The sequence below is a fragment of the Streptomyces sp. NPDC051569 genome (assembly GCF_044454085.1).
In the GTDB taxonomy this organism is placed as follows: domain Bacteria; phylum Actinomycetota; class Actinomycetes; order Streptomycetales; family Streptomycetaceae; genus Streptomyces.
The window spans coordinates 1-22134 of record NZ_JBITDJ010000016.1; the positions used below are offsets into that span (position 1 = coordinate 1).

Here is a 22134-nt window from a genome sequence, read left to right on the forward strand (position 1 = left end):
AAGGACCTCGACAATCCTCATTCTTGCTGGTCAGAGGCACTTTTCGCTTACCTGACCACCCATCGGACGCCCCGCTTCATGAAAGCGCGAGGCTAGCGGAAAGGGCACCTCCCAGAGCAAGATCACGATCTGCTGTGGGACGCGCCCTTCCGTACCTGACGACTCGTCAGGCATCAACGGCGGCGTGCGTCAAACGTGCGTCAAGATATCGCCCACAACGCACACAGCGCACTGCCCGAACCTGCAGGTCAGAGGCCCTTTCCAACGGGCTCAAGGATCGCGACACACTCCACATGGTGCGTCATCGCGAAACACGTGGAGCGCAAACGCGTGGAAGTAACCGCAGGTCAGAGCCCAACGAAGGACATTTTAGACATAACGCTCGCGTGCGTTGCGTGCGCTGTGTGCATTACGTGCGGCTTCTTGACGCACGAGGCACCCGGCGTGCCATTCAAACGTTAGGCGCCAGGCAGTCCTTCACGAAACCGGTCCGCTCATCGCACTCCAGCGGCCTTTGGGGCTCAAGTCGGCGGCAGCAGCTTCCCAGGCCGGTACGACTGCACGCAGCTGGATCAGGCCGCAGCCCCGCACTCGACGCCCGGGTTCTGCTCGATACCCACTCCGTCCACGCGAGCGCCGTCGTCGCCACCGGCCCCAACACCGACCAGATCGCGGCGTGCTGGAAGCTGACGCCTGGCAAACCGCCGCCGAGAACCCCCTCGCCTTGGTCCGCATCGACGGCAGGAGCCCGACTGGGCGCGGAAAAGCACGCAGCACCCGACCTCCAACGAGGCTCCCACCCATGACCAGCACGAGCATCCGATGATCGACCACAGCAGCCCCTTGACCTGCGAATTCAAGTTGGCTAAGGCTCAGCGCTCGGTGAGGTCGCGGATATCCCAGCCAGCGTCGGTCATCGCGTCTGCGTACTTTTTGCTGCGGTCGCGGTGGGCGGCGAGCACCAGAAGGTGGGTAGGGCGTGTCGCGGCGACGAAGACGAGCTGCACGGCTGCCTGGACGCTCTTCAGTTCCCGCAGCGGGTCGCTCCCTTCGGCGACTATGCGCAGCGCCTCGGTTACGTCGAACTTCTTGCCTGTCTTCTCCAGGCACTCCAGGATCAGTGTTGCCGCGTGGGTCTCGCCTTTCGCGCTCTGGATGGTCCCGGGTACGGCCCGCGCCGCCGGCACTGCGGCGACGGCCGCGGGAGCGGGCCCGAGAGCCGCACCTTCCGTAGCAGCGGTGGTGAATTCCAATGCAGGCACGCGTAGTTGGCAGCCGTTGAGAAGCTTCAGTTGGACGGCCAGCTGCTCGGTGGCCTCTCCCCAGCTCGCTCCGTCGAACTCGTACGCGTTGAGGAGGAGTTCACGCAGCAGGATCCGCACCCTGCCTCCGGTTGTCGCCATTGACCTCTCCAGGCGGCCGAGTGCCGGGAGCCCGTCGTCGGTTGGCGACGAGACGGACGCGCGCACGGCGTTCCACAACTCGGTGGCCGCTTCGTGGCTCTCCGGGCCTGATTTCCACCGGGCGCTTGCCGCGCGGGCTGCTCCGATCAGGGTGCGGTGAGACGTCGGGCGGCTGGTCGGGGTGTATCCGGGCAGGAAGCAAGTGATCGACTGCGGGTAGGCGGGTGAGGTTTTCGGGTTCTGTCGCGCACCCAGTACACGCGGTGGGCGCCGCACCAGGACGTCCTCGGGGACGGTCACAGCGGCCATGCGCTCGAAGGTCGGTACGACGTCGGACACCGTGGTCTCGTCGAACAGCAGAACCGCCACCTGGCCGTCGGGGCCGGCACCGCGGACCTGCTGGGGCCGCCGGACGGCCAGGCGGCTGGCCACGGCCGCGATCTGCGGCCCGAAGCGGCGGCTGACCGGCAGCTCCGGGGCCCCCGGCAGCGGGAACAGAGAGGCGGGCCCTTCTACGGAGGCCGCGTCGCTGTAGATGCCCTGGTTGGTATCGCCCACCCGCTGCACGACGGTGGATGGGGAAGCGAACACGAGGTCCAGCAGCTCGTGCTGGGTGGCGCTGGTGTCCTGCGTTTCGTCGAGGAGAACGAACGGGAAGCGCGTGGCGACCGCGGCGGCGATACCCGGGTGCCGGGCGAGATACTCCTGGGCGATGGCATACATGTCCTGGAAACGGAAGATGCCCCAGCGTGCCAGAGTCCGTTTGAGGTGGTCCAGTTGCTTTCCGCTGGGAGACTGGGCGCCGAAGGGCAGATCCCTGACCGCGCCTCTGACCGCGAGTTCGCCCTTCCGGTAGATGAACGTCGCCCCGGTGACGATGGAGGTGCCCTCGTGCTGGCGTCCCACATAGCCTCGCAGGGTGGAGTATTCGGGGCGCTGCAGGAGCCGGAGCGCTGCGGTCTCGAACGCCGCGTCGTCGACGGACCGGACCTCCACTTTCCTGTCCCGCACGGCCGGCAGCCCGAGGAAGGTGTGCACGAAGGACTGGATGGTGCCGATGAAGTGCGGATAGCGCAGCAGGCTGCGCCCTGCGGCGAGAAGGCCCACCCGGTCGGCAATCTCGTTCTTGGCCGTATTGGTGTGCGACAGCACGCACACCCCGCGGGTCGGAGAGGTCCACGCGTCGGCCATCAGCGCGAGCTTGAGCCCGATCAAGGTCGTCTTGCCCGACCCCGGGGCGGCCTGAAGGTCCTGCGTGCTCTCACTCTGCAGAAAGTCCCACTGCTCGACACCGAGCGGGTCCAGCCCCAGGAGTTTCACCATGGCCTCCACCTTGTCCGTGGCGAAGGCATCGGGCAGGTAGGTGCGGGTCACGGGGCCACCTCGCCGCACAGGTACGTGAAGGCATCAAGCAGGTAGGGGGGACGTCGCTGCGAACCAGCGGCGTCGAGGCGAGCAACTGGGCGGCGAACTGTGCAGTGATCGGCTTACTGACGTTGTCCAGCTTGAGCGGCCGGTAGACCTTCAGGGCGGCCTCTTCCAGGGAAAGGCCCTGACCTATCCACGTGTCGACAACCCGGTCGGCCCGTGCGATGGCCTTCTCCGTCTTGTCGGCGTCCGGCCAGGACCGTGCGGCCGCGGATGCCAACTTGACCGCGCGGTACATCAGCCTGGCCATGGTCCAGGACGTGACCGCGAGGTCGTACTCCAACGTCCACCAGTCGGACACGAACGTCTCCACCGGGCCGTCGTCGCCGGTGGTGAGCTTCGTGACGTACGCGGAGATCTCCTCCTCCGTCATATCGGTCCAGCGCGCGAGCTTGCCCCTCATATCCTTGGGAGTGCTGGCGGGCACGAGGTCACGGTCGCGGATACAGGCCACGCGGACCGGGATCTGTTCACCGTCGCGCTGGAAGACCCGGCTGTAACGGAACAGGCCGACGTGGCCGACGTTGACCACGCTGATCCCGTGTTCGTTGAAGGGCATGCCCAGGGCGTCGGCGAGCGCGGGCAGGAAGATCGCCTCGGCGTCTCCCTCGACCATCGCCAGCCCCCGGGCGAAGAACATGTTCGCCTTGGTGACGTCCAGGAAGCGGGTCAGGAACGCGTAGTCCTCCTCGGTCAGGCGCGTCATACCGCGCCGGAGCGGAAACGTACGTCCCCGGGCCACCAGGGTCAGACACTCGACCGGCGTCGAGGAGGCGAGGTTGGGGCTGTGGGTGGTGAGGATGACCTGCACAGGCGCCCTGTCACCTTCCTGCGGCCTCCGCGCCTTGTCCCGCAGCAGGTCCATGATCCGGGTCTGCAGCTGGGGGTGGAGGTGCGCCTCGGGCTCCTCGATCAGCAGCAGGGGAGCCAGTTCGTTCTTGCCCAGCAGGAGCAGCTCCGCGGCCATGAATAGGGCGTTGTTGTAACCGAGTCCGCGGCGCGTCCACTCGTCGGATGCTGTGAAGAGATTCAGTTCCAGCCGCTCCAGCGCGCGGACCAGCGTCGCGTCCGTGGCAACGCTGATCTTGGCGCGCAAGACGTCGTCACCGATCGCGAACCGCTGCAAGTAAGCCGAGTTGATGTCCTCACTCACCTCCGCGACAGCCTTGTTGTCGCGGATATCGCACTCAGCCCGCCGCAGAATTCCCCGCAGAGTCGACGGGGGTTCATCACCGGTCGGGTCGAAGTCGTCGACGTCCTGGTCCTTCATCGCCGGGTAGCCGGCGAGGATCTGGGACAGCCGCGACCCGCGGCCCGAGCGCAGTTCCGCCTCTGCATCGCGAAGGGGGCGCAGGTAGGTGGCGCGCAGGAGTTCGCGAGCAGCGCCGTCCAGGGCGGGGCCATTGCCGTCCGGTCCGGTCCGGGTGGTGACCGAGACCCGGTTGCGCAGCGGATCCATCCGCTGGGCCTTGAACGTGACACACAACCAGGCGGTGCCGTCGCGGTCGTGGGTGAGCAGTTCCAGGAAGACCGCCTGCTCCTCGGTCGACAGGTCGGTAAAGGCGCACCCGATGGTGAAGGTCTCCGCCCTCCCGTCCTTCCCGAGGTGGAAGTCGTCCTGGGAGACCCGGTAGTAATCCGATGCTGCGGACTGCAGGCACAGCCGGATCGCGTCGACGATCGCCGTCTTCCCGCTGTCATTCTCCCCCACGAGCACATTCGTCCCGGCCGTGAAGGAAAGGCTCAGCGCATCACCCCGCTCGCCATCGCCCTGCGCTGCGGGTCCGAAGACCCGGAAGTTCTCGACCCGCAGATGCGCCAAGTACACACAGTCCCCCGCCGGCAGGGGCCGCGGTACCCTTTTCTCCGAGACGGAGCCCCCAGGCGGCACGACCCTTGATCAATATTCCCGGAATCCTACGCTCTCCGCTGGCCCCGCCCAGAAGGATTCCGGCAGAGCGGTGGGCGCCGATGACATGAGTGCACCTCCGGCGACGACAACGTAGCTCGCGGAGACCCGGCGGTACGTCGACCACCCAGCGCGAGGCAGTCGGGCGGGGCGTCGGCGTCGGTCGCGGCGAGTTCGTAGTATCGGACCCGTTCCTCACCATGCGGGATGGCCGGTTCCTTCGCGGCTCGGCAGAGGTAGTCGAGTACGGCGGTGGTCAAGCGCAGCTGGCTGAACAGGAAGTCCCGGTCGCAGCGGGTCAGGGCGATGGAGGGCACGCCGGCCGGCTGCATCATGCCAGAGCGGCGAACTCACGTGCGGGGCCTGCCAATGCTGCCATCTGCGCGCGGGTTGGAGCACGACCGCATCCAGGAATCGGCGAACTCGCGCGCTCCCGATCGGTCGAAGGCCAAGATCACCGGCCGGGAGGCGGGCAGCAGCGGGGTCGTCCGCCGCCTCGAGCGTCTCGGGGCCCGCCCGTTGCGCCCGGGGGAGGAACCGGCTCGCTGGCTGAGACGGTGCCCGGCCATCTGTCGCACGTGCCCGTGTATCTCGGTGTCGTCATTCGAAAGGGCCGAAGTCCGGCGAGGAGGCAACACGACTGGCCCTGAGCACCTGGGCAAGGGTCGAGAGCGCTTCGAAGACACCGAGGACCTCGCCGAGGAACTCGAGATACGTCATCCCTGAGGGGCTCTCATCGCTGACGACGCGGCCTGTCTGGAGGTCGTGATGTGCTGTCGCGTGCCCGATCGTGTTCCGGCGACGGTTGTTGAGCAAGCTCTCGAATGGCTCCCAACCCGGCACCTGTGCCACATATGCGATCTTGAAGGCATTCGGCAGCTTGTCGAACTTGTCGAGGTTCCTGGGGCGCTTGTTCTGGGGTACGCGGTCGGGGTGGGCGGCTCCGAAGTCGTCCGGGCTTCCGCGCTTCACCGTGTTCTGTGCTGCAACAAGCGGCCACAGGCACTTGCACGCGAGCTCGAATCCGTGCTGGTAAAGATCCCTTACCATCGAGAACTCGTCGCGGTAGAGGACAAGGTCGTCGAAGGCATTCTTGCCGCCCGGGCCGAAGAACCTCCCCAGGAGCCCCATCTCCCAGGTCTCGTGATGTTCTACGAAACGGTTGAGCTCGGTGAAGACATCTCGTTCCAGAGCCGCCGAGGACTGTCCTCGACGCCGGAAGGTTGCGAGGTGATCCTTGTGTCGTTTCATCGCTGCGAAGTGCTTGCGCGAGAAACGGCCGATCACGTTGGCGCTGCTGGTCCCCGTGGTCCCTGTGATGACCGTCGTCACTGCGCCCATAGCCTGGTAAGCGACGGTCGTCCGCTCATGGCTCGTGCTCGGTTCCCATGCGAGTCCGAGCTGCTGCTGCGCGATGCGAACGAACATCGCAGTGTTGCCCTGGAGGTAGTACTGGAACAACATGCGGACCGTGGGCCATTGATCGCGGCCTGCTTCGAGCGCCGAATGGCGTTCGGACTGGAACTCCGCGAGGGCGTGGTCGCCGAGGGCTTGGAGGAGCGTCACCGTCGGGAAAGACCCCATCGGCGTGAACGTGTCGGCGTCGTAGCGCGACGGCACGAACGGATTGATGGTCACTACGCGTCTATCAGGCGACTCTGGCGCGGAGTCGCTCAGCACCTCGCACTCGATGGCGATACGGTGGTTTTCGAGCTCAGTGCCCGACATCGAGCCCCGGATCGATAGTCCGCAGTGCGGGCACGGCAGGTAGAAGCGCGTTCCGCGGGTCGGCTCCACACCGAGGCGGGCGTCGAACACCTCTGCACATCCGGGGCACTTGAGGTAGTAGCGGGAGATCATGGTGCCAAGCTAGACGTCCCGAACCAGGGCGGCCAAGCTCTTTCGATGAAAGCCGCCGCCAACGAGGGTGATGACCACAGCGAGCACCGCCTCATCCTTGATGTGCGTGACCGTGCCGTACTGCGTACGGACTTGCCCCGACGGCGGCAACGGCCCAACCATCTGCTGGCAACTGTTGACCACCTGACTCCGCCAGTCGCGCGAGCCGAAGGGCGTCGAGCCATCGTCCGATCTCCTTCCAGCCGAGACGGCCGTAGAAGTCTTCGAGCCCGACCCTGCCCGGGCAGCGAGGTACAGCTGCTCGAGGTTCATCTCGTCGCGGGCGATCTCACGGGCCCTGTTCAGGGGGCGTATCACCGGTGTGGTGGAAGCAGCACGTCACGCCGGGGGCCGGTGCTCGTGGTCCCTCGGGGTCGGGGGCATACAGTGTGCGGCCGCCGGGGAATCGCCCGCGTTCGGCAACCAGGGCCGCGCCATTGTCGATCTCGTCCTTCGTCCAGTCCGTGATGTCCAGAAGCAGCCCGTCCAACGGCCCGCCGGTGAGCGCGGCGTAGGTCCGCCACGGCACTGGGACCGTGCCGGGGAGGCCGCGGCCGTCTCCGTAGACCCGGCGTCGCAGCAACTCCCAGCGCATGTTCATGCGGCCCAGCGCCTCCGGCGCCGACGGCATCGAGGGCTCACCGGGCGAGGTGGTGAACTTGTCCGCACGTGGTGTGGTCGGCTGTGTGATGTTCTGAAGCTGGCCGAACGAGATGCGCCAGGCGTAGGTCAGGGATGTCAGGCCGAGGGCGAAAAGGACCGGCCACAGGAACCAGCCCGGGGTCCAGCTTTGGCTGAGCATGAGGCCAGAGAGGGTCGTCGACGCGATCGTGAACAGCGGTGCGGTCCAGGAGATCGCAGAGGTTCCAGGTCGGCGGCTGCCGAAGACGCTCGCGATGGTCAGGTGCATCCCCACGTTGAAGGGAACCAGGAGCCACATCACCCAACCGTCCTCCTCGGTGCTGGTGGTGAGAGCGACGGCGGAGGGGACGGCCGCGACAAGTACCAGGTGGCAGAGGCCCAGCAAAGTGATGACGATCCGGGTGAGTCGGCCGACCTGTGGTTTGACGAGGACAGGGTGGGCATCACTGGCGGGCGTGTCCGGGGTCGGCTGTTGCGGGGCGTCGTCCTCCGGGGGGAGAGGGGCGCCGATCAGTTCCTGCAGGTCCCTGTCGTCGGCGGTACAGGCTTGGGCCTCGCTGATAAGGCTGGTGGCCCACTGGTTGATGTCGGGGTCGCAATCCGGATCGGCAGCCCGGTCGGCGACGGCGTGTTCGAGGTCGCTGAGCCACTGGCGGGCGTGGCCGGTGCTGAGTTCAGTGGTGACGGTCTGGACAGCGAGCGGCAGGAGACGTTCGAGGTCGGCGGCGACGGCCCGGTGGGCACCGGCAGAGAGCCCGGGCTGGTCCTTGGCGGTGCGGGCGACGGTGCTGAGTGTCTGGTGGCGTTGGCCGATCGCCAGGGCGTCGTGCTGGAGGAAGGCTTCGATGAACTCCTCGCCGCTGTCGGCCTCGACTTCGGCGAGCCAGGCGGCGGCGAGCGGTTCACCGACGGCTCCCCAGTGGGCTCCGTCGGTGGCCGGGTAGGCGGCGGTCAGGACGTCGTCGAGTGCGGCCAGCTGGCGGGCATCGGGAGGGGCGGTGGCCCCGTAGCCGCGGTGGTGGGTGTCGAAGCCGGCCCGGATGGCGGCGCGGCCCTCTTGCGCGGTTCGTGCTCCGGCGAGGAACTGGGCGGTGATCAGGGAGCGAAGCAGTTTGTCGTCGGCGGTACCTGCAGGAAGGCGGGCTTCGGCGACGCGCCGTACGTACTCCACCTCGTTGGCGAGCAGAACCTCCATGGGGTGATCGCTAAGGGCGAACTCGGGGTTGGCGTGGGCCAGCACGTCGGCGAGTGCGGCGATGTGGAGGTAGATGACCGGTTGCCGGGTACTGTGCTCGACGTCGGCTCCGTAGCAGCGCGGTGCGTCGGCGACGACACGGTCCGGCCAAGTGCCGTCGCCGTGTCCGGCCTTCCGGAGCAGACGGATCCGGCGAGCGAAGGCCGCCTTCGCCTCTACGTAGATGTCCTCCGCCGTGTGGCCGTCCAGCGCATTGTCGGGTGTAAGGGTGAAGGCATGTCCGATGGGGCCGACGCTCCGGGTGCGCAGGTGCCGACGCAGCGCCGGCCACCAGGTGTCGTGTGCACGGGCCAGTAGCAGAACCCTGACTGCGGCACCGTCGTGGGAGACAGCCAAGGCCGCCATGAGATCGCGGATCTGAGGCAGGCGGGCCTCTGCAAGGTCGACGGCCAGGAGCAGCGGGTAGTTGGCCGCGGCAAGAACCTGGTAGTCCGTGTGGCTGGGGTGATCGGCGAGGAACCCTCCACTCCACGGCCGCTGATCGCCTGCACCTGTGGTAAGCCGGTGCAGGACCTCGATGAGAAGCCGGGATTTTCCCGTGCCTCCCAACCCGGTCACGGCGGCGACGTCAAGGTGGTCCGGGCCTTTGCACCACTGCTCGATCTGCCGGACAAGTCCATTGACGCCGGTGAGTTCGGTGACCTGGGAGCGTGGATCGAGCAGGTAGGTGGAGGACAGCTGAGGATCGGGGGCGTTGTCCATCAGAGGCCGGAGGTCGGCGGGCTGGAGGCTCGGGGTCATGCCGGTGTGGGCAGCGACTGCAGGGATGAAGCCGTCGGCGGCCAGCAGATGCGAGAGGGGCACCACCATGAGGGTCCGGTCCCACTGCCGGTCGACGAGGCGGACGAGGCCGATCAGCACACTGTTACAAAAGACCCCGGCGCCGGACAGTCCCTGCCAGTTTTTCACCTCGGTCGGCAGAGTGCCGTCGACTTCGAGACCGTACAGCCTTGAGCGGGATCCGGTGTGGGGAGCGATGATGCCCTCCACCGTCTTCAGGTCGTCGATGTACTGCTTGGAGGCGCCAGAGGAGGCCCGACGGCGCATCGCCTTGGGGAACCCCGACATCGAGCACACGGGGCGACGCTCCGGGTAGTCACAGACCAGCTCGCCCCAGCGCACGACACCCAGGTTCGCTCCAACCAGTGCACTGTCCGCCGTCAGCAGCACCGCGTCCAACTCGGTGTCCTCCCACACCACCACCGCCTCGGTGAAGTCAGAGCTCGCGGTGTCCCGAACGCCGACAGCGCCCTCCCCGGGCCAGGCTACGTGGTAGGCGGTGAGAACCAGGCCCGGCGCGATCAGGCAGCCGGTCCCATAGGAGTCCTTGTCATAGTTGGTGACTTCAACGGTCCGCCGAGCCGCTGCCCCCGCCCTCACGCCGCCCCCTACCGCAGACCGTCCACCGGTCCGCCGCGGCCTCCGCCCAGGTCACCGATCAGCAGATCGCTGCCATCGCCATCAGGAGTCACCGCCAAAGTGACCGTCATGCGGTGCGTGGCTGTCTTCGCCCGCTCTCCCTTGGCGTCTGCGGAGACCACGAACGCCTTTACTCCGCCGCTGGCCGACGCGGTGTGCCGCAGCTCGATTCCCAGGTCCAGCACGATCTCCTTGACCGTGAACCGGACCGGTGACCCGTCCCCATCCTGTTGCGCGGCGGCCAGGCCCCCACGCACCGCCTTGATCGCATCGGACAGTTCGGTGGGCTCCAACTCCATGATTCCCCCTAGGTTCTCCGTTACGGAGAGCTAGTTTGCCGGGCAGTGTCCGGCAGCGGAAGTACAGGGTCAGCCTGTTGAAAGCACCTGGTTCCTCACCTAGGCCGGTGTCAGGTCGTTCAGTGCACCTTGAAGGGCCGCACCGGTCACGGGTGCCGCCTGAGCGACCTTCCGGAGGTCTTCACCGGTCAAGTACCGGTAGCTCTGGGGCGGATGGAACGATCCCGAGGCTCGCAGCGCGGCCAGCGGTACCGGGGCCTCGAAGGTGATCGGTTCTTCGAGTGACAGACCGCTGGCCTGGGTCGCTCCACTCATGTACTCGTCGTACTCACGCCGACTGATCCCAGCGCTCCTGCGGTTGGCCGACCAGACTTCCCGCGGCGAGGCCACCTGCACGGAAGAGATCCGCGCCATGCCCACAATGGCCATCGTGGGCGCGGTCGCATACAGGAGCACAGGAGTTCCCGGTGAGGCGGCGACGCGCTGCCGGCGAACCTCGACCGTCTTGGTCCCAGCCAGGATCGCCGTGGCAAACCGAGGGTGGACAGACAGCAGCATCGCGCGCTCCGGATCACTCACGTCTTTCGGTGCCCCTCTTCGTACATGGCCTGGAACAGTGTGTTGCTGATCTTCGACAGCTGCATCGGCGGTACCCACCGTAGTCCCAGCCCCTTGGCCAACGCGGTCATTCGTGCATGCGTCACCTGGACGGGAAAGATCTCCGTGTCCGAAAATCTCAACGCCATGGCCTTCCCGGACCCGTCGGCTGCGTCACGCACTTCGGCATGACCATATACGCCCAGGTGTTCGAATCGCGAGAAGAGGGTCTCGGGGTCGTCGATGACCACCTCGTCGAGGCGCGAGCAGCCGATGATCATCTTGCCCTGCTGCCCGGCAGTCCCTTCACTGACGTACCAGAGGATCCTGGCGGGAACGCTCTCTCCCCGACGACCGGACGAACGGTAGTAGACGTGCTCGCGGCTGATGCCCAGGACGTCGTCCCGGGGAACAAGCATGGCCGGAACGTCGAAGAGCTCCGCAGACCATCGCGGCTTGATGGGCGCGATGAAGGAGGGCAGGGCGGTGTTGATCAGCTTGGCCGGCCACCACACCCGCTCGGCCATGCTCGCGACCTCCGGCGACACGCTTTCATCCAGCCGAGGAGCCGACCGTCTCATGCGTCCCGCGATCTCCGCCGCCTTCCGCGACACGGCCTCGACAGATCCGCAGACGTCGACCAGCAGTACGGTGAAGCCGCTCTCGTCCTCGGTGAAGCCGTCGGCACCGGCCGCCAACACCGCTGCCGGCGACAGAAACGGATCGGTGATGCGGATCGCCTGCGCCCCTCGTTCTCGGCCGAGCCGCTTGAGCATGAACAGCAGTTGCCGTGCAAGAGTCTCCTCCAGCCGGTGCGATGCCGTGCGGAGGAACGCGACGTTGAGCGTGCGGCCGTCCATGGCCCAGACGTAGAGGGCTACCGGATGCCCCACTCCGTCCCGGAGCAGCTCCCTGCGCCACACCACCCCGTCATCGGCGAGACTCTTCAGCCGTTCCGCGAAGGCCGTTCCACGGTCACCTTCGGCCTGCTCGAAGAAGCCGACCAACTCTCCTTCACCGCCCGGCGCAATCTCCTCGGCGGAGAAGGTAGTGCCCATGAGATCGGCTGGACGGTACACCTGGGCCTGGCGCAGTTCGTCCACATGCAGCGTGACCACCGCCGGGGAGACGACCTTGACTCCTGCGATGTCCAAGGCGATGTCTGCCAGAGCCGCCAGTGCAGGATCGCGTGTCACCAGTACCTGGAGTCCGGCACACGACGTTTCGGCCACGTAGCGCAAGCGGGCACGCTGCCGACCATCGAGAGGAACACCAGGCATCTCCTTCCCCGCTGCCGCAACCAGCTCCTCCAAGCGGATGGTCACGGCAGCACTGTCAGGAGACAGGGAGCGCAGCTCCGCAAGCCCCGCACGCTGATGGGTACGCGCCTCACGCTCCTCGACATCACGCACGTCGTGCAGAAGCTGCGGAGTGAAAGCGAGCTCGATCAAGTCGGCAAGCCATCCCGCTTCGAGAGCACGCGACTCCTCAACAGCGCGTTCCGTCCCCGTACCGCGCAGCCCGGCGAACACGCCGTGGTCCACGGTCACCACCAGCAGCGCATCGCTCTGGGCCTCGGTGAACAGGTCCTCGTGCCCCAGGTCGAGCCACCAAGTGTCTAGCGTTTCCTGATCCTTGCCCCGCCCCAGGCTCTCTCCTCTGGGGACAAAGCCCAGCGCCGTCCACATGCTGCTGAGCCCGTAGTCGCGCCGGCACTTCGCACGGATACCGAGTCTATGGGCGTGCCGCGCGCGGATCGCCTCGATCAGCTCACGGGCGACACCCTTGCCTCGGTGTTCCTCTGCAACGCACAAGTGAGCCAGCCGCACATGCAGACTCCGCTTGGGAAGCCCGAAGAGCGCGTAGCCGACCACCTCCTCGCCATCCAGGGCCACCAGCAGGCCGTCGTCCTCGGCGTGCTTACGGTAGGCAGGCGGCGTCAGCAGCCCCAGGTACTTCGTGTAGCGGTCGCCCAAAGCGATGATCGCGTCCAGCAGCTCCGACTGCTCCGCAGACACCGGCAACACTCTGATCGCCATGTTCCCCCTCCGGTCCTTCAACCGACAATGCCCCAGGACGGCATACTGCCCAACAGCATTGGTGGCGAGCCACTGATTGATCAAAACTGGCTGACTGGCGGGAATCTGTCTGCTCTTGTTTCGTTCGAGTGGATGGGCGGCGGTGTTGGGGGTGTGCCTGGCGGCGGCTTGACCGGGACCGTCGGTTACTCGTCACGGCAGCCCATGACTTGCTACAGAGCGGCCATCGCCTCCGCACCACGCGAGCCAACGCGGATGGCCTCGGAACGTACGCCACGCGCACCCCGGCGGTCGCCATGGGCAGAATCGCCGGACCGGGCCCCGCTTGAAGTCGGACGTGCACGCCGAAGGGCACCAGGTCCGGGTGCACATCCTGAACGTCATGGGCCTGCGCGCGGACGAGTCCCCGGCCCGTAGGCGGCTCCTCGCCTTCGCCCACGACATCGAGTAAACCTGCCCCTGCTCGTACTGCCCGCCGCGCCGGGCCATCACCGACGACCACCAAGCGCGCGGCCCTGCCCGTCCCGAAGCACGCGAAGACCGGGTGGGGCGCGTCGAACACGCTGCGCCACGTCGACACCTGGCTGCCGGTCCACACCTGGTCGACCGCCGACGCATGGGCGGCCGTACGGCCCTCCGGGCTACGCATCCACCCCGCCTACGCCGCCGGGATGCCGAACCTCTCCTGCGGGTTCTACGTGTTGGCGTCCCGGTCGGCGCTCGTCCGCGCCGCCCAGCTCCAACCGGCGCCAGCCGCCCGGTTGGCCGCCTTGGAGGAACGGATCGGGCACCGCTTCAAGGCCGGCCTGTCCTGGCGGACATCATCAAGAAGGCCGAGACGTCGCCGCCGGTCGCAGCAGCGGCCTGCTGGCAGGGGTAGCCGAGCTCGCCCGGCCGCAAAAGCCTCTGTCGGATACACCGAGGGGGACTTCCTGCGATCAGACGAGCGCCGCGCGGACCGCCACCACCATCAGCACGAACGCGATGTAGAGCGTCATCGTGGTGACAAACGCCCGGAACCCTCGGCGGCACCGGTCCGACCAGTGGTTCACGGAGGCGTCCGGCAGCGCGGCGGCGACGCCGCCCACGATGAGTGAAATCAGCACGCCGACGGCGCAAACCAGAAGGACGATCGACCAGACGGTCATGACCTACCCAATCCCGGCAGGGGTCGCAGCCACCCTGGCGGCGCACCGAACGGCCGTGCCACATAGTCTTACTACTCATAGGGGGCTGTGTCTATCTCTACATAGGGGTAGGTCTTTCTTTGCATACCTATGTAGAGTTGCGGTATGGGTGAACCGAGGATGACGATGCCCACCCGGGCGGTTCTTGCGGCGTTCATGGCGAGGCCGGCGGACGAGCACTATGGGCTGGAAGTGAGCGAGGCCGCAGGGCTGGCCCCGGGTTCCATCTATCCGATCCTGATCCGCTTGGAGCAGTACGGGTGGCTGGAGAGTCGCTGGGAAGACATCGACAAGCATGCCGAGGGGCGCCCGCCGCGCCGCTATTACCGGCTGAGTGAGAAAGGGGCGCAGGACGTGCCTCTAGCGCTCGCGAAAGCGCAGGGTCGCAGGCGGTCGGCCAGCGCAACCCTGCGACCCGAGGGCGGGCTCGCGTGACGAACATGCCTGGTGCTAGGGATTACCTGGTCGGTCACGGTGAGCGCCGTAGCCCGCGCGGCCGCGGCCGCCCCGGAACTGCCGTGGGCATCGTTGAGCAGGCGGCGAGGGAGAAGAAGGATATCGCCAAAGGCCCGTCCGCGCGGTTGATCTTCGCCTACTTCGATGAGGCGTTAAATGACGCCTCGAAGCGCCATGGTCGGCAGCCCACGGCCGCCGAGACCCGCGACGAGCTAGACCGTCTTCGCCTTCCTGGGCTCAGCTCCGAGGGCTTCGACTGGCTCATGAGGTGCAGAATGCTCGACATGACTGCGTCGATACGCACGGCCGATCGGCGGCGATCCGCGGAGTTTCAGGCCCTTCGAGTTGCGCAGCGCTATGTCAACTTTGCGCTCCACTTTGTACCTCGGGGGGAGCGGGAGCGCTATCGACAGGAGTGGGCGGCAGAGATGGCGGCCATGGCGCCGGCGGAGGCTAACCGGTTTGCTCGCGAGGTGATGCGCGCGGCCGTCAAGTCCGGTGCGTTTCTCCGTCTTCGTGAGCTTTTCGGCAAGCTGGTGGCCTAAGTCGGGTAGCCGGGGACGCAAGCGGAATTATCCAGCGCCTGGGAACGGGCTCCTCACACTTGGACAAGCAAAGATCGCGCCGTGCCCAGCCGCGAATCCCTGACCGTTCTCTTGCGGCTGGTCCTGATTTGTGACCGTGTGCACGTCGCTGTAAGCAGCGGTGCGGCACGTCTCATTCGAACGAAGATCCTCTCATGATCCCCGGAATTTCTGCGGAAGCGAGGGGCGTTTCCTCTGAGGCAGCATGCCCGGGGAACCGCGGGAGGACGACGTGCACGGGGACCTCAACGAGCGGCAGCAGACCGTGCTCGATTGGGTGGGCCAGGGGTGTCCCGACGGAGTCTGGCCGGACAGCACTTTCAAGGTCAGCGCTCAGGCACTGCAGAGTCGCGGACTCATCAGAATCACCAAACGCCGGGGTCATTGGAGTGCCAACCTCACCGGCAGAGGGCGGCAGCATCTCACCGACCGCGGCATCTGCCCCGTCGAGCAGAACGCTGCACCACCCGCGCAGCCCAGCCGCGAGCCGGCACCGCCACGCCCCAGGAACGCGCCCAGGGCCCGTACGAACTACACAGACCAACTCCTCGAAGAACTGGCCGCGAACGACGGCTGCCTCATCAAGCCCATCGAAACCGGACCGCACGCAGTGAATTGGACATCACGGGTGAACACCGCCCGCAAGTCCGGCAAGATCCCGCGCACACAAGAGCTCTACGCCTACCGCACCCACCGCGGCTACGAAATCAGACTCGTCGACATCCCCGCCTGGCGCCTCGCCGAACTCACCCCGCTCCCCGTTCCGGCCAGACTCACCAAACCCCACTCCCTCGTGGCCGCCCTCCAACAACGGCCGCAGCCCATGGGGCTCACCAACTCCATCCAAGGCCGAGCCCTGCGCATCATCCAGGCCCTCATCATCGCCACCGAGTCACAAGGCCATAAGGCAGCACTCGGAACCACGCAAGGCGCTCCCCCACCCCATCGTCGCCGCAGCGCACCACCGCACTTCACCATCACCGCCCAAGGCGAAAGCGTCGGATTCCTCGTCCTTCAAGAACAGGACCGCAGCGAACACATCCCCACCGGCAAGGAACTCGCCGACACCAAGAAGCACTCATGGATGCGCATCGCCCGCTTCGACTACACCCCCTCAAACCGCCTGCGCTTCATCCTCCGCGGCGGCAGCCCGCACCGTGCGAGCGAATGGGCCGATGCCCCCGACCGGCCACTAGAAGACCAACTCGCCGAAATCGCACAAGAAGTCGACCTCCGCGGCAAAGCCGCAGAACACAAACGCCTTGCAGACCAGCAGGCCAGGGAAGCCCAGCAGAGGCGCTGGGAAACCGCCATGGAGGAAGCGCGCACCGCATACGTCTACGCCTATCGCGTCAAGCACCTCGAAGAACAAGCAGACGCCTGGCACCAGACCAAGCGCCTGACCGAATACGTCACAGCAGTACGCGACCACGCCACATCGCTGCCACCCGGACAGGAAAGAACAGAGATCGAGGCGTGGCTCGCCTTCACGAACGCCCGGCTCCAGCACCTCACCGAGTCCACCGCAGCGCCGAAGCTGCCCACCCCACCCAAGCCCAGCGGCGACGACCTCAAGCCTTTCCTCGGCCACTGGAGCCCTTACGGACCCCGTTCCTACTGAGCCTTAAAGCAGGCGATATCGAGCACGGATTCACCAAGAGGCGGTAAAGAGGGAGCCCCCTCAAGCCGTACTCGACACACCGTCACCTGCAGTAATTATTACCTGACGCCTCATCAGGACGTGCGTCAAACGTGCGTCAGGCGTGCGTCACGTGCGTCGAACATGCGTCAAGATATCGCCCGTAACGCCCACAGCGCACATAACGCACACTCGGCGAAACCGCAGGTCAGACGCCCTTTGCGGCAGGCTCCAGGATCGCGACGCACTCCACGTGGTGCGTCATCGGGAACAGGTCGAAGGCCCGCAGCGTGCGCGGCTTGTAGCCGCCCTCGCGGAAGTACGCCAGGTCCCGGGCCAGGGCCGCCGGGTCGCAGGCGACGTACGCGATGCGGCGGGCGCCGAGGCTCGCGAGGTGCTTGACGACCTGCTTGCCGGCGCCAGCGCGGGGCGGGTCCAGGACGATCAGGTCGGTCTCGGTGATGTGGGTGCGCGGCAGCACCTGGTCGACCTTGCCCTGTTCGACGCGGACACGGGGCATGTCCTGCAGGTTGTGGCGGGCGTCCTCGACGGCGCGCTTTCCGGACTCGATGCCCAGCACCGCGCCGGTCTCGCCGACGCGCTCGGCGATCGCCCCGGCGAACAGGCCGACTCCGCAGTAGAGGTCGAGCGCGGTCTCGCCCTTCCTCGGCATCAGGCCCTGCATCACGGTCTCGACCAGCAGTTGGGGGGCCGTGGGGTGTACCTGCCAGAAGCCGCCCATGCCGACGCGGTACGTGCGGCCGTCGGCGCGCTCGCGGACGAAGGCGCGGCCGTGCACGCGGTGGACTCCCCCGTCGTGCTCCTCCACCCGCAGGACGGAGACCGGCTTGTCCAGCTCGACCAGCGGGAGCCGGCCGCCGGCGCGCGGGGTCAGGACCACCTGGCGGTCGCCGGAGCCCGACGCGGCGATGGCTTCGACCGTGGCGATCTGCGGCCACTCGCGGCGCTCCACGCCCAGTTCGCTGACGCCTTCGGAGGCGATCATGCAGTGGTCGACGGGCTCGATGTCGTGCGAGCGGTGGCGGCGCAGTCCGGCCCGGCCGTTCTCGTCGACCGCGTACTGGACGCGGGTGCGCCAGGCCGGGACCTCGCCCGCCGGGAGCTTGTCGCCGGGGGCGGGGATGACGGTGCCGTCCCAGCCGGCCTCCTCGGGCGTGAGGCCCGCGAGCCGCTGGAGCTGCTCGGCGATGACCTCGCCCTTGAGGCGGCGCTGGGCGCCGGGCTTGGCGTGCTGCCAGTCGCAGCCGCCGCACTTGCCGGGGCCCGCGAACGCGCAGGGCGCCTCGACGCGGTCCTTCGACGCGTCGAGGATCTCGATCGCGTCGGCGCGGAGGTAGCGGGAGTCCTCGTCGCCCTCGGTCACCCGGACGCGTACCTTCTCGCCGGGCAGCGCGTGCCGTACGAAGAGCACCCGGCCCCCGTCGGTACGGGCGACGCAGTGCCCGCCGTGTGCGACGGGCCCGACCTCGACCTCGTACTCCTCCCCGATCAGTGAAGCCTGCGGTTCTGTGTGCATGAGGGGGTGGCTCCAAAAGATCAAAGGGTACGGCCGGGGTGCAGCCCACCAGTCTACGTGCGCGTCACCCGTCCGGCCGCCACCTCGTGTGCCGCTCAGTCGCCGGCGCCCGGATCCTTGGGCCGCGGTGGCTGTACGGGCGGCTGGGGCCGGGCGGGCCGTGCGTCGACGGGGCCGCGCCGTACCGCCCCGGGGGCGTTGTAGGCGGGGCGGTACCTGGCCCGCTTGCGCGCCAGCTCGGAGGAGCGCAGCTGGTACGGCACCGAGGTCACCATCACACCCGGTGTGAAGAGCAGCCGCCCCTTGAGCCGCAGGGCGCTCTGGTTGTGCAGCAGGTGCTCGTACCAGCGGCCGACCACGTATTCGGGGATGTAGACGCTGATCACGTCGCGCGGATTCTCGGTGCGCAGGCCGCGTACGTACTCGATGATCGGCCGGGTGATCTCGCGGTACGGCGAGTCGAGGATCTTCAGCGGCACGTTGATGCCGCGCTCCTCCCACTCGTCCCGCAGTTGCTTCGTCTCGACGGGGTCGACGCTGATGGAGAGCGCCTCCAGGGTGTCGGAGCGCATCAGCTTGGCGTACCCGAGGGCGCGCATGGTGGGCTTGTGGAGTTTGGAGACGAGCACGATGGAGTGCACGCGGGAGGGCCGGAGGCTTTCGTCGGACGGGCCTTCCGCCGCGGCGATCTCCTCGGCGACCCGGTCGTAGTGCCCCCGGATCGCGGTCATCGTCACGTAGAAGATCAGCATGCCGAGCAGGGCCACCCAGGCGCCGTGGCTGAACTTGGTGGCCAGGACGACGACCAGGACCAGGCCCGTGAAGAAGGCGCCGAAGGCGTTGATGGCCCGGGAGCGCATCATGTGGCGGCGCTTGGCCACGTTCCTCTCGGTCCGCAGGTGGCGGTTCCAGTGCCGGACCATGCCGGTCTGGCTGAGTGTGAAGGAGACGAAGACCCCGACGATGTAGAGCTGGATCAGCCGGGTGGAGTCCGCGCCGTACACCCCGACCAGCAGCGCGGCGGCGCCGGCCAGCAGCACGATGCCGTTGGAGAAGGCCAGCCGGTCGCCGCGGGTGTGCAGCTGGCGTGGCAGGTAGCGGTCCTGGGCGAGGATCGAGCCGAGCAGCGGGAAGCCGTTGTACGCGGTGTTCGCGGCGAGGAACAGGACGAGCGCGGTGGCCGCGGCGAGGAGTACGAAGAAGAAGGTGCCGGAGCCGAAGACGGCGGCCGCGACCTGCGAGATCACCGGGTTCTGGACGTAGCCGGAGCCGACCGGGGCGCCGTTGTGGATCAGGTCGACGGGCGGGTTCTCGGCCATCCGCACCTTGGTGGCCAGCGCGAGGCCGACGATGCCGCAGAACATGACGACGGCGAGGCCGCCCATCAGGGCGAGCGTCGTCGCGGCGTTCTTGCTCTTCGGCTTGCGGAAGGCGGGGACACCGTTGCTGATCGCCTCGACCCCGGTCAGCGCGGCGCAGCCGGAGGAGAACGCCCGCAGCAGCAGGAAGATCAGCGCGAAGCCGGCCAGGCCCTGGTGCTCGGCCTTGATGTGGAAGTCGGCCGTCGGGGCTCTCATGGTCTCCCCGAGGACGAGTCCGCGGAACGCGCCCCAGGCGATCATGATGAAGACCCCGCTGACGAAGACGTACGTCGGGATCGCGAAGAGCTTGCCCGACTCCCGTACGCCGCGCAGGTTCATCACCGTCAGCAGGACGATGATCGCGATGGCGCAGAGAACCTTGTTCTCGATGACGAACGGGATCGCCGAGCCGAGGTTCTCCACCCCCGAGGAGATCGACACGGCCACGGTCAGGATGTAGTCGACGAGCAGCGCGCTGGCGACGGTGAGGCCGGCCCTGGGCCCGAGGTTGGTGGTGGCGACCTCGTAGTCGCCGCCGCCGCTCGGGTAGGCGTGCACGTTCTGCCGGTAGGACGCGACGACCGTGAACATCAGGACGACGACGGCGAGGGCGATCCACGGGCTGAAGTGGTAGGCCGAGACCCCCGCGATGGACAGCACCAGGAGGACTTCTCCCGGCGCGTACGCGACCGAGGACAGCGGGTCGGAGGCGAAGACGGGCAGCGCGACGCGCTTGGGGAGGAGGGTCTCCCCCAGCCTGTCGCTGCGCAGCGCCCTTCCGATCAGGATCCGCTTGGGCACATCGGTCAGTTTGGACACGGAGAGGATCGTATGCCTACGGACAGTGGGCGACCCGGCCAACCGCCCCCGTCGGCCCGGAGTCATACGGATCCCATACGCCCGAGGGGATGACGGCATCAGGACCCTTGCCGCATAAGCTCGACCCAGGGGACGGCCGCAGACGGTGTCCCGCTTGGTGCCCGGCCCGTCGAGAAGGAAGAGTGAACACGTGTTTTCGCAGGTCAGCTTGGCGACCAGGAGTGCGGGGTAAGCGGCGTGCACATCGTCATCATGGGCTGCGGCCGCGTGGGAGCCGCACTCGCGCAGAACCTGGAACAGAAGGGGCACACCGTCGCCGTCATCGACCAGGACCCGACGGCGTTCCGCCGGCTCGGTTCGGGATTCGGCGGTCGCCGCGTCAACGGTGTCGGGTTCGACCAGGACACCCTCCGTGAGGCGGGGATCGAGGAGGCCGGGGCCTTCGCGGCGGTCAGCAGCGGCGACAACTCCAACATCATCGCGGCCCGGGTGGCCCGTGAGATGTTCGGTGTCGAGAACGTCGCGGCCCGTATCTACGACCCGCGCCGTGCCGAGGTCTACCAGCGTCTGGGCATCCCGACCGTGGCCACGGTCCGCTGGACCGCCGACCAGATGATGCGCCGGCTGCTGCCGTCCGGCGCCGAACCGCTGTGGCGGGACCCGAGCGGTGGGGTGCAGCTGGCCGAGGTGCACACCTCGGAGAGCTGGATCGGCCACAAGATCAGCACGCTGCAGGAGGAGACGGGCGTCCGCGTCGCGTTCCTGACCCGGCTGGGCGAGGCCGTACTGCCGACGTCCCAGACGGTGCTGCAGGAGGGCGACCTCGTCCACGTGATGATGCGTACGGACGACATCGAGAAGGTCGAGGCGGCATTCGCCGAGGGCCCGGACGGAGGCGGGAACTGATGCGTGTCGCGATTGCCGGGGCGGGTGCGGTGGGCCGCTCCATCGCGGGCGAGCTGCTGGAGAACGGGCACGAGGTCCTGCTGGTCGACAAGGCGCCGACGGCGATCTCGGTGGAGCGGGTCCCGCGGGCCGAGTGGCTGCTGGCCGACGCCTGTGAGATCACCTCGCTCGACGAGGCGGCGCTCCAGCGCTGCAACGTCGTGATCGCCGCGACCGGTGACGACAAGGTCAATCTGGTCGTCTCGCTGCTCGCCAAGACCGAGTACGGCGTTCCGCGCGTGGTGGCCCGGGTCAACAATCCCAAGAACGAGTGGCTGTTCAACGAGTCCTGGGGCGTCGATGTCGCGGTCTCCACGCCGCGTCTGATGTCGGCGCTGGTCGAGGAGGCGGTGAGCGTGGGCGATCTCGTCCGGCTGCTGCGCTTCAGCCATGGCGACGCCAACCTGGTCGAGCTGACGCTGCCGCCCGAGTCGGCCGTGGCCGGTACGCAGGTCGGCGATGTGACCTGGCCCGAGGACACCTCGCTGGTCACGATCATCCGTGGCACGCGCGTGCTCACGCCGCACGCGGAGGAGACGCTGGAGGCGGGCGACGAGCTGCTGTTCGTGGCGGCCCAGGCGCGCGAGGAACAGCTGGAGGACCTGCTGTCGGTGCGCCGCGGGGACGCGGACACGCTGGGCTGAGCGGCTGAGCGTCAGCCGGGGCGGTACGTGGTGGGGCCCGGCACCTCGGAGGTGCCGGGCCCCACCACGTAA

17 protein-coding genes are annotated in these 22134 nt (G+C 67.4%); 6 read left to right on the forward strand and 11 right to left on the reverse strand.

Features of this window, described 5'->3' with window-relative positions; genetic code table 11:
- Window positions 1–872: 872 nt before the first annotated feature.
- The 8 genes from ACIBAE_RS21475 to ACIBAE_RS21510 all read right to left on the reverse strand — a co-directional run bounded on the left by ACIBAE_RS21475 (window position 873) and on the right by ACIBAE_RS21510 (window position 12890).
- Window positions 873–2777 carry a UvrD-helicase domain-containing protein gene (locus ACIBAE_RS21475; protein WP_399287854.1) on the reverse strand — a complete coding sequence of 635 codons (1905 nt, stop codon included), beginning with the start codon at window positions 2775–2777 and terminating at the stop codon, window positions 873–875.
- Window positions 2665–4722: an ATP-dependent nuclease gene (locus ACIBAE_RS21480; RefSeq protein ID WP_399287857.1), complete on the reverse strand. Its 2058-nt coding sequence runs from the start codon at window positions 4720–4722 to the stop codon at window positions 2665–2667. The genes ACIBAE_RS21475 and ACIBAE_RS21480 overlap by 113 nt, the downstream gene beginning before the upstream one ends.
- 618 nt (window positions 4723–5340) lie before the next feature.
- Complete coding sequence (locus ACIBAE_RS21485; protein WP_399287860.1) at window positions 5341–6600, reverse strand: hypothetical protein; 1260 nt, start codon at window positions 6598–6600, stop codon at window positions 5341–5343.
- 9 nt (window positions 6601–6609) lie between these two features.
- Window positions 6610–6912 carry a hypothetical protein gene (locus ACIBAE_RS21490; RefSeq protein WP_399287863.1) on the reverse strand — a complete coding sequence of 101 codons (303 nt, stop codon included), beginning with the start codon at window positions 6910–6912 and terminating at the stop codon, window positions 6610–6612.
- A 16-nt stretch (window positions 6913–6928) separates the two neighbouring features.
- A complete protein-coding gene (locus tag ACIBAE_RS21495) occupies window positions 6929–9715 on the reverse strand; it encodes a hypothetical protein (protein WP_399287866.1) in 2787 nt (928 codons plus the stop codon).
- A 209-nt stretch (window positions 9716–9924) separates the two neighbouring features.
- Window positions 9925–10254: a trypco2 family protein gene (locus tag ACIBAE_RS21500; protein WP_069169202.1), complete on the reverse strand. Its 330-nt coding sequence runs from the start codon at window positions 10252–10254 to the stop codon at window positions 9925–9927.
- Window positions 10255–10353: 99 nt separating this feature from the next.
- The gene (locus tag ACIBAE_RS21505) at window positions 10354–10833 is read right to left on the reverse strand and encodes an ASCH domain-containing protein (RefSeq protein ID WP_346011158.1); all 480 of its coding nucleotides are present in this window, start codon (window positions 10831–10833) and stop codon (window positions 10354–10356) included.
- A complete protein-coding gene (locus ACIBAE_RS21510) occupies window positions 10830–12890 on the reverse strand; it encodes a GNAT family N-acetyltransferase (protein WP_399287871.1) in 2061 nt (686 codons plus the stop codon). Before ACIBAE_RS21510 ends, ACIBAE_RS21505 begins: the two co-directional genes overlap by 4 nt.
- A 325-nt stretch (window positions 12891–13215) precedes the next feature.
- On the opposite strand from ACIBAE_RS21510, the gene ACIBAE_RS21515 reads away from it, so the two are divergent.
- Window positions 13216–13341, forward strand: coding sequence for a hypothetical protein (locus tag ACIBAE_RS21515; protein ID WP_399287873.1), 126 nt, complete (start codon window positions 13216–13218; stop codon window positions 13339–13341).
- A 487-nt stretch (window positions 13342–13828) separates the two neighbouring features.
- Here the strand turns inward: ACIBAE_RS21515 and ACIBAE_RS21520 are convergent, their stop codons facing one another.
- Window positions 13829–14038 (reverse strand): hypothetical protein, encoded by a 210-nt coding sequence (locus tag ACIBAE_RS21520; protein ID WP_399287876.1) that lies wholly within the window; start codon window positions 14036–14038, stop codon window positions 13829–13831.
- Window positions 14039–14182: 144 nt separating this feature from the next.
- On the opposite strand from ACIBAE_RS21520, the gene ACIBAE_RS21525 reads away from it, so the two are divergent.
- From ACIBAE_RS21525 to ACIBAE_RS21535, 3 genes are all read left to right on the forward strand, one after another.
- A complete protein-coding gene (locus tag ACIBAE_RS21525; RefSeq protein WP_399287879.1) occupies window positions 14183–14512 on the forward strand; it encodes a PadR family transcriptional regulator in 330 nt (109 codons plus the stop codon).
- Between the two features lie 83 nt (window positions 14513–14595).
- Complete coding sequence (locus ACIBAE_RS21530) at window positions 14596–15078, forward strand: hypothetical protein (protein WP_399287882.1); 483 nt, start codon at window positions 14596–14598, stop codon at window positions 15076–15078.
- A 271-nt stretch (window positions 15079–15349) separates the two neighbouring features.
- Window positions 15350–16738 (forward strand): hypothetical protein, encoded by a 1389-nt coding sequence (locus ACIBAE_RS21535; protein ID WP_399287885.1) that lies wholly within the window; start codon window positions 15350–15352, stop codon window positions 16736–16738.
- Window positions 16739–16964: 226 nt separating this feature from the next.
- Here ACIBAE_RS21535 and ACIBAE_RS21540 read toward each other — a convergent pair whose 3' ends face one another.
- Both ACIBAE_RS21540 and ACIBAE_RS21545 read right to left on the reverse strand, forming a co-directional pair.
- Entirely contained in the window at window positions 16965–18293 is a 1329-nt protein-coding gene (locus tag ACIBAE_RS21540; RefSeq protein ID WP_399287887.1) for a class I SAM-dependent RNA methyltransferase, read from the reverse strand.
- 95 nt (window positions 18294–18388) lie between these two features.
- Window positions 18389–20473, reverse strand: coding sequence for an APC family permease (locus ACIBAE_RS21545; protein WP_399287889.1), 2085 nt, complete (start codon window positions 20471–20473; stop codon window positions 18389–18391).
- A 237-nt stretch (window positions 20474–20710) separates the two neighbouring features.
- On the opposite strand from ACIBAE_RS21545, the gene ACIBAE_RS21550 reads away from it, so the two are divergent.
- Together ACIBAE_RS21550 and ACIBAE_RS21555 are read left to right on the forward strand one after the other, a co-directional pair.
- Window positions 20711–21379 (forward strand): potassium channel family protein, encoded by a 669-nt coding sequence (locus ACIBAE_RS21550; protein WP_399287892.1) that lies wholly within the window; start codon window positions 20711–20713, stop codon window positions 21377–21379.
- Entirely contained in the window at window positions 21379–22062 is a 684-nt protein-coding gene (locus tag ACIBAE_RS21555; RefSeq protein ID WP_399287894.1) for a potassium channel family protein, read from the forward strand. The genes ACIBAE_RS21550 and ACIBAE_RS21555 overlap by 1 nt, the downstream gene beginning before the upstream one ends.
- The last annotated feature ends 72 nt before the right edge of the window (window positions 22063–22134 follow it).

Excerpts from the sequence above, each read along its gene's own strand:
- ACIBAE_RS21485 (WP_399287860.1), bottom strand. The coding sequence starts at position 6,600 with ATGATCTCCCGCTACTACCTCAAGTGCCCCGGATGTGCAGAGGTGTTC.
- ACIBAE_RS21490 (WP_399287863.1), bottom strand. The coding sequence starts at position 6,912 with ATGAACCTCGAGCAGCTGTACCTCGCTGCCCGGGCAGGGTCGGGCTCG.
- ACIBAE_RS21500 (WP_069169202.1), bottom strand. The coding sequence starts at position 10,254 with ATGGAGTTGGAGCCCACCGAACTGTCCGATGCGATCAAGGCGGTGCGT.
- ACIBAE_RS21510 (WP_399287871.1), bottom strand. The coding sequence starts at position 12,890 with ATGGCGATCAGAGTGTTGCCGGTGTCTGCGGAGCAGTCGGAGCTGCTG.
- ACIBAE_RS21520 (WP_399287876.1), bottom strand. The coding sequence starts at position 14,038 with ATGACCGTCTGGTCGATCGTCCTTCTGGTTTGCGCCGTCGGCGTGCTG.
- ACIBAE_RS21525 (WP_399287879.1), top strand. The coding sequence starts at position 14,183 with ATGGGTGAACCGAGGATGACGATGCCCACCCGGGCGGTTCTTGCGGCG.
- ACIBAE_RS21540 (WP_399287887.1), bottom strand. The coding sequence starts at position 18,293 with ATGCACACAGAACCGCAGGCTTCACTGATCGGGGAGGAGTACGAGGTC.
- ACIBAE_RS21555 (WP_399287894.1), top strand. The coding sequence starts at position 21,379 with ATGCGTGTCGCGATTGCCGGGGCGGGTGCGGTGGGCCGCTCCATCGCG.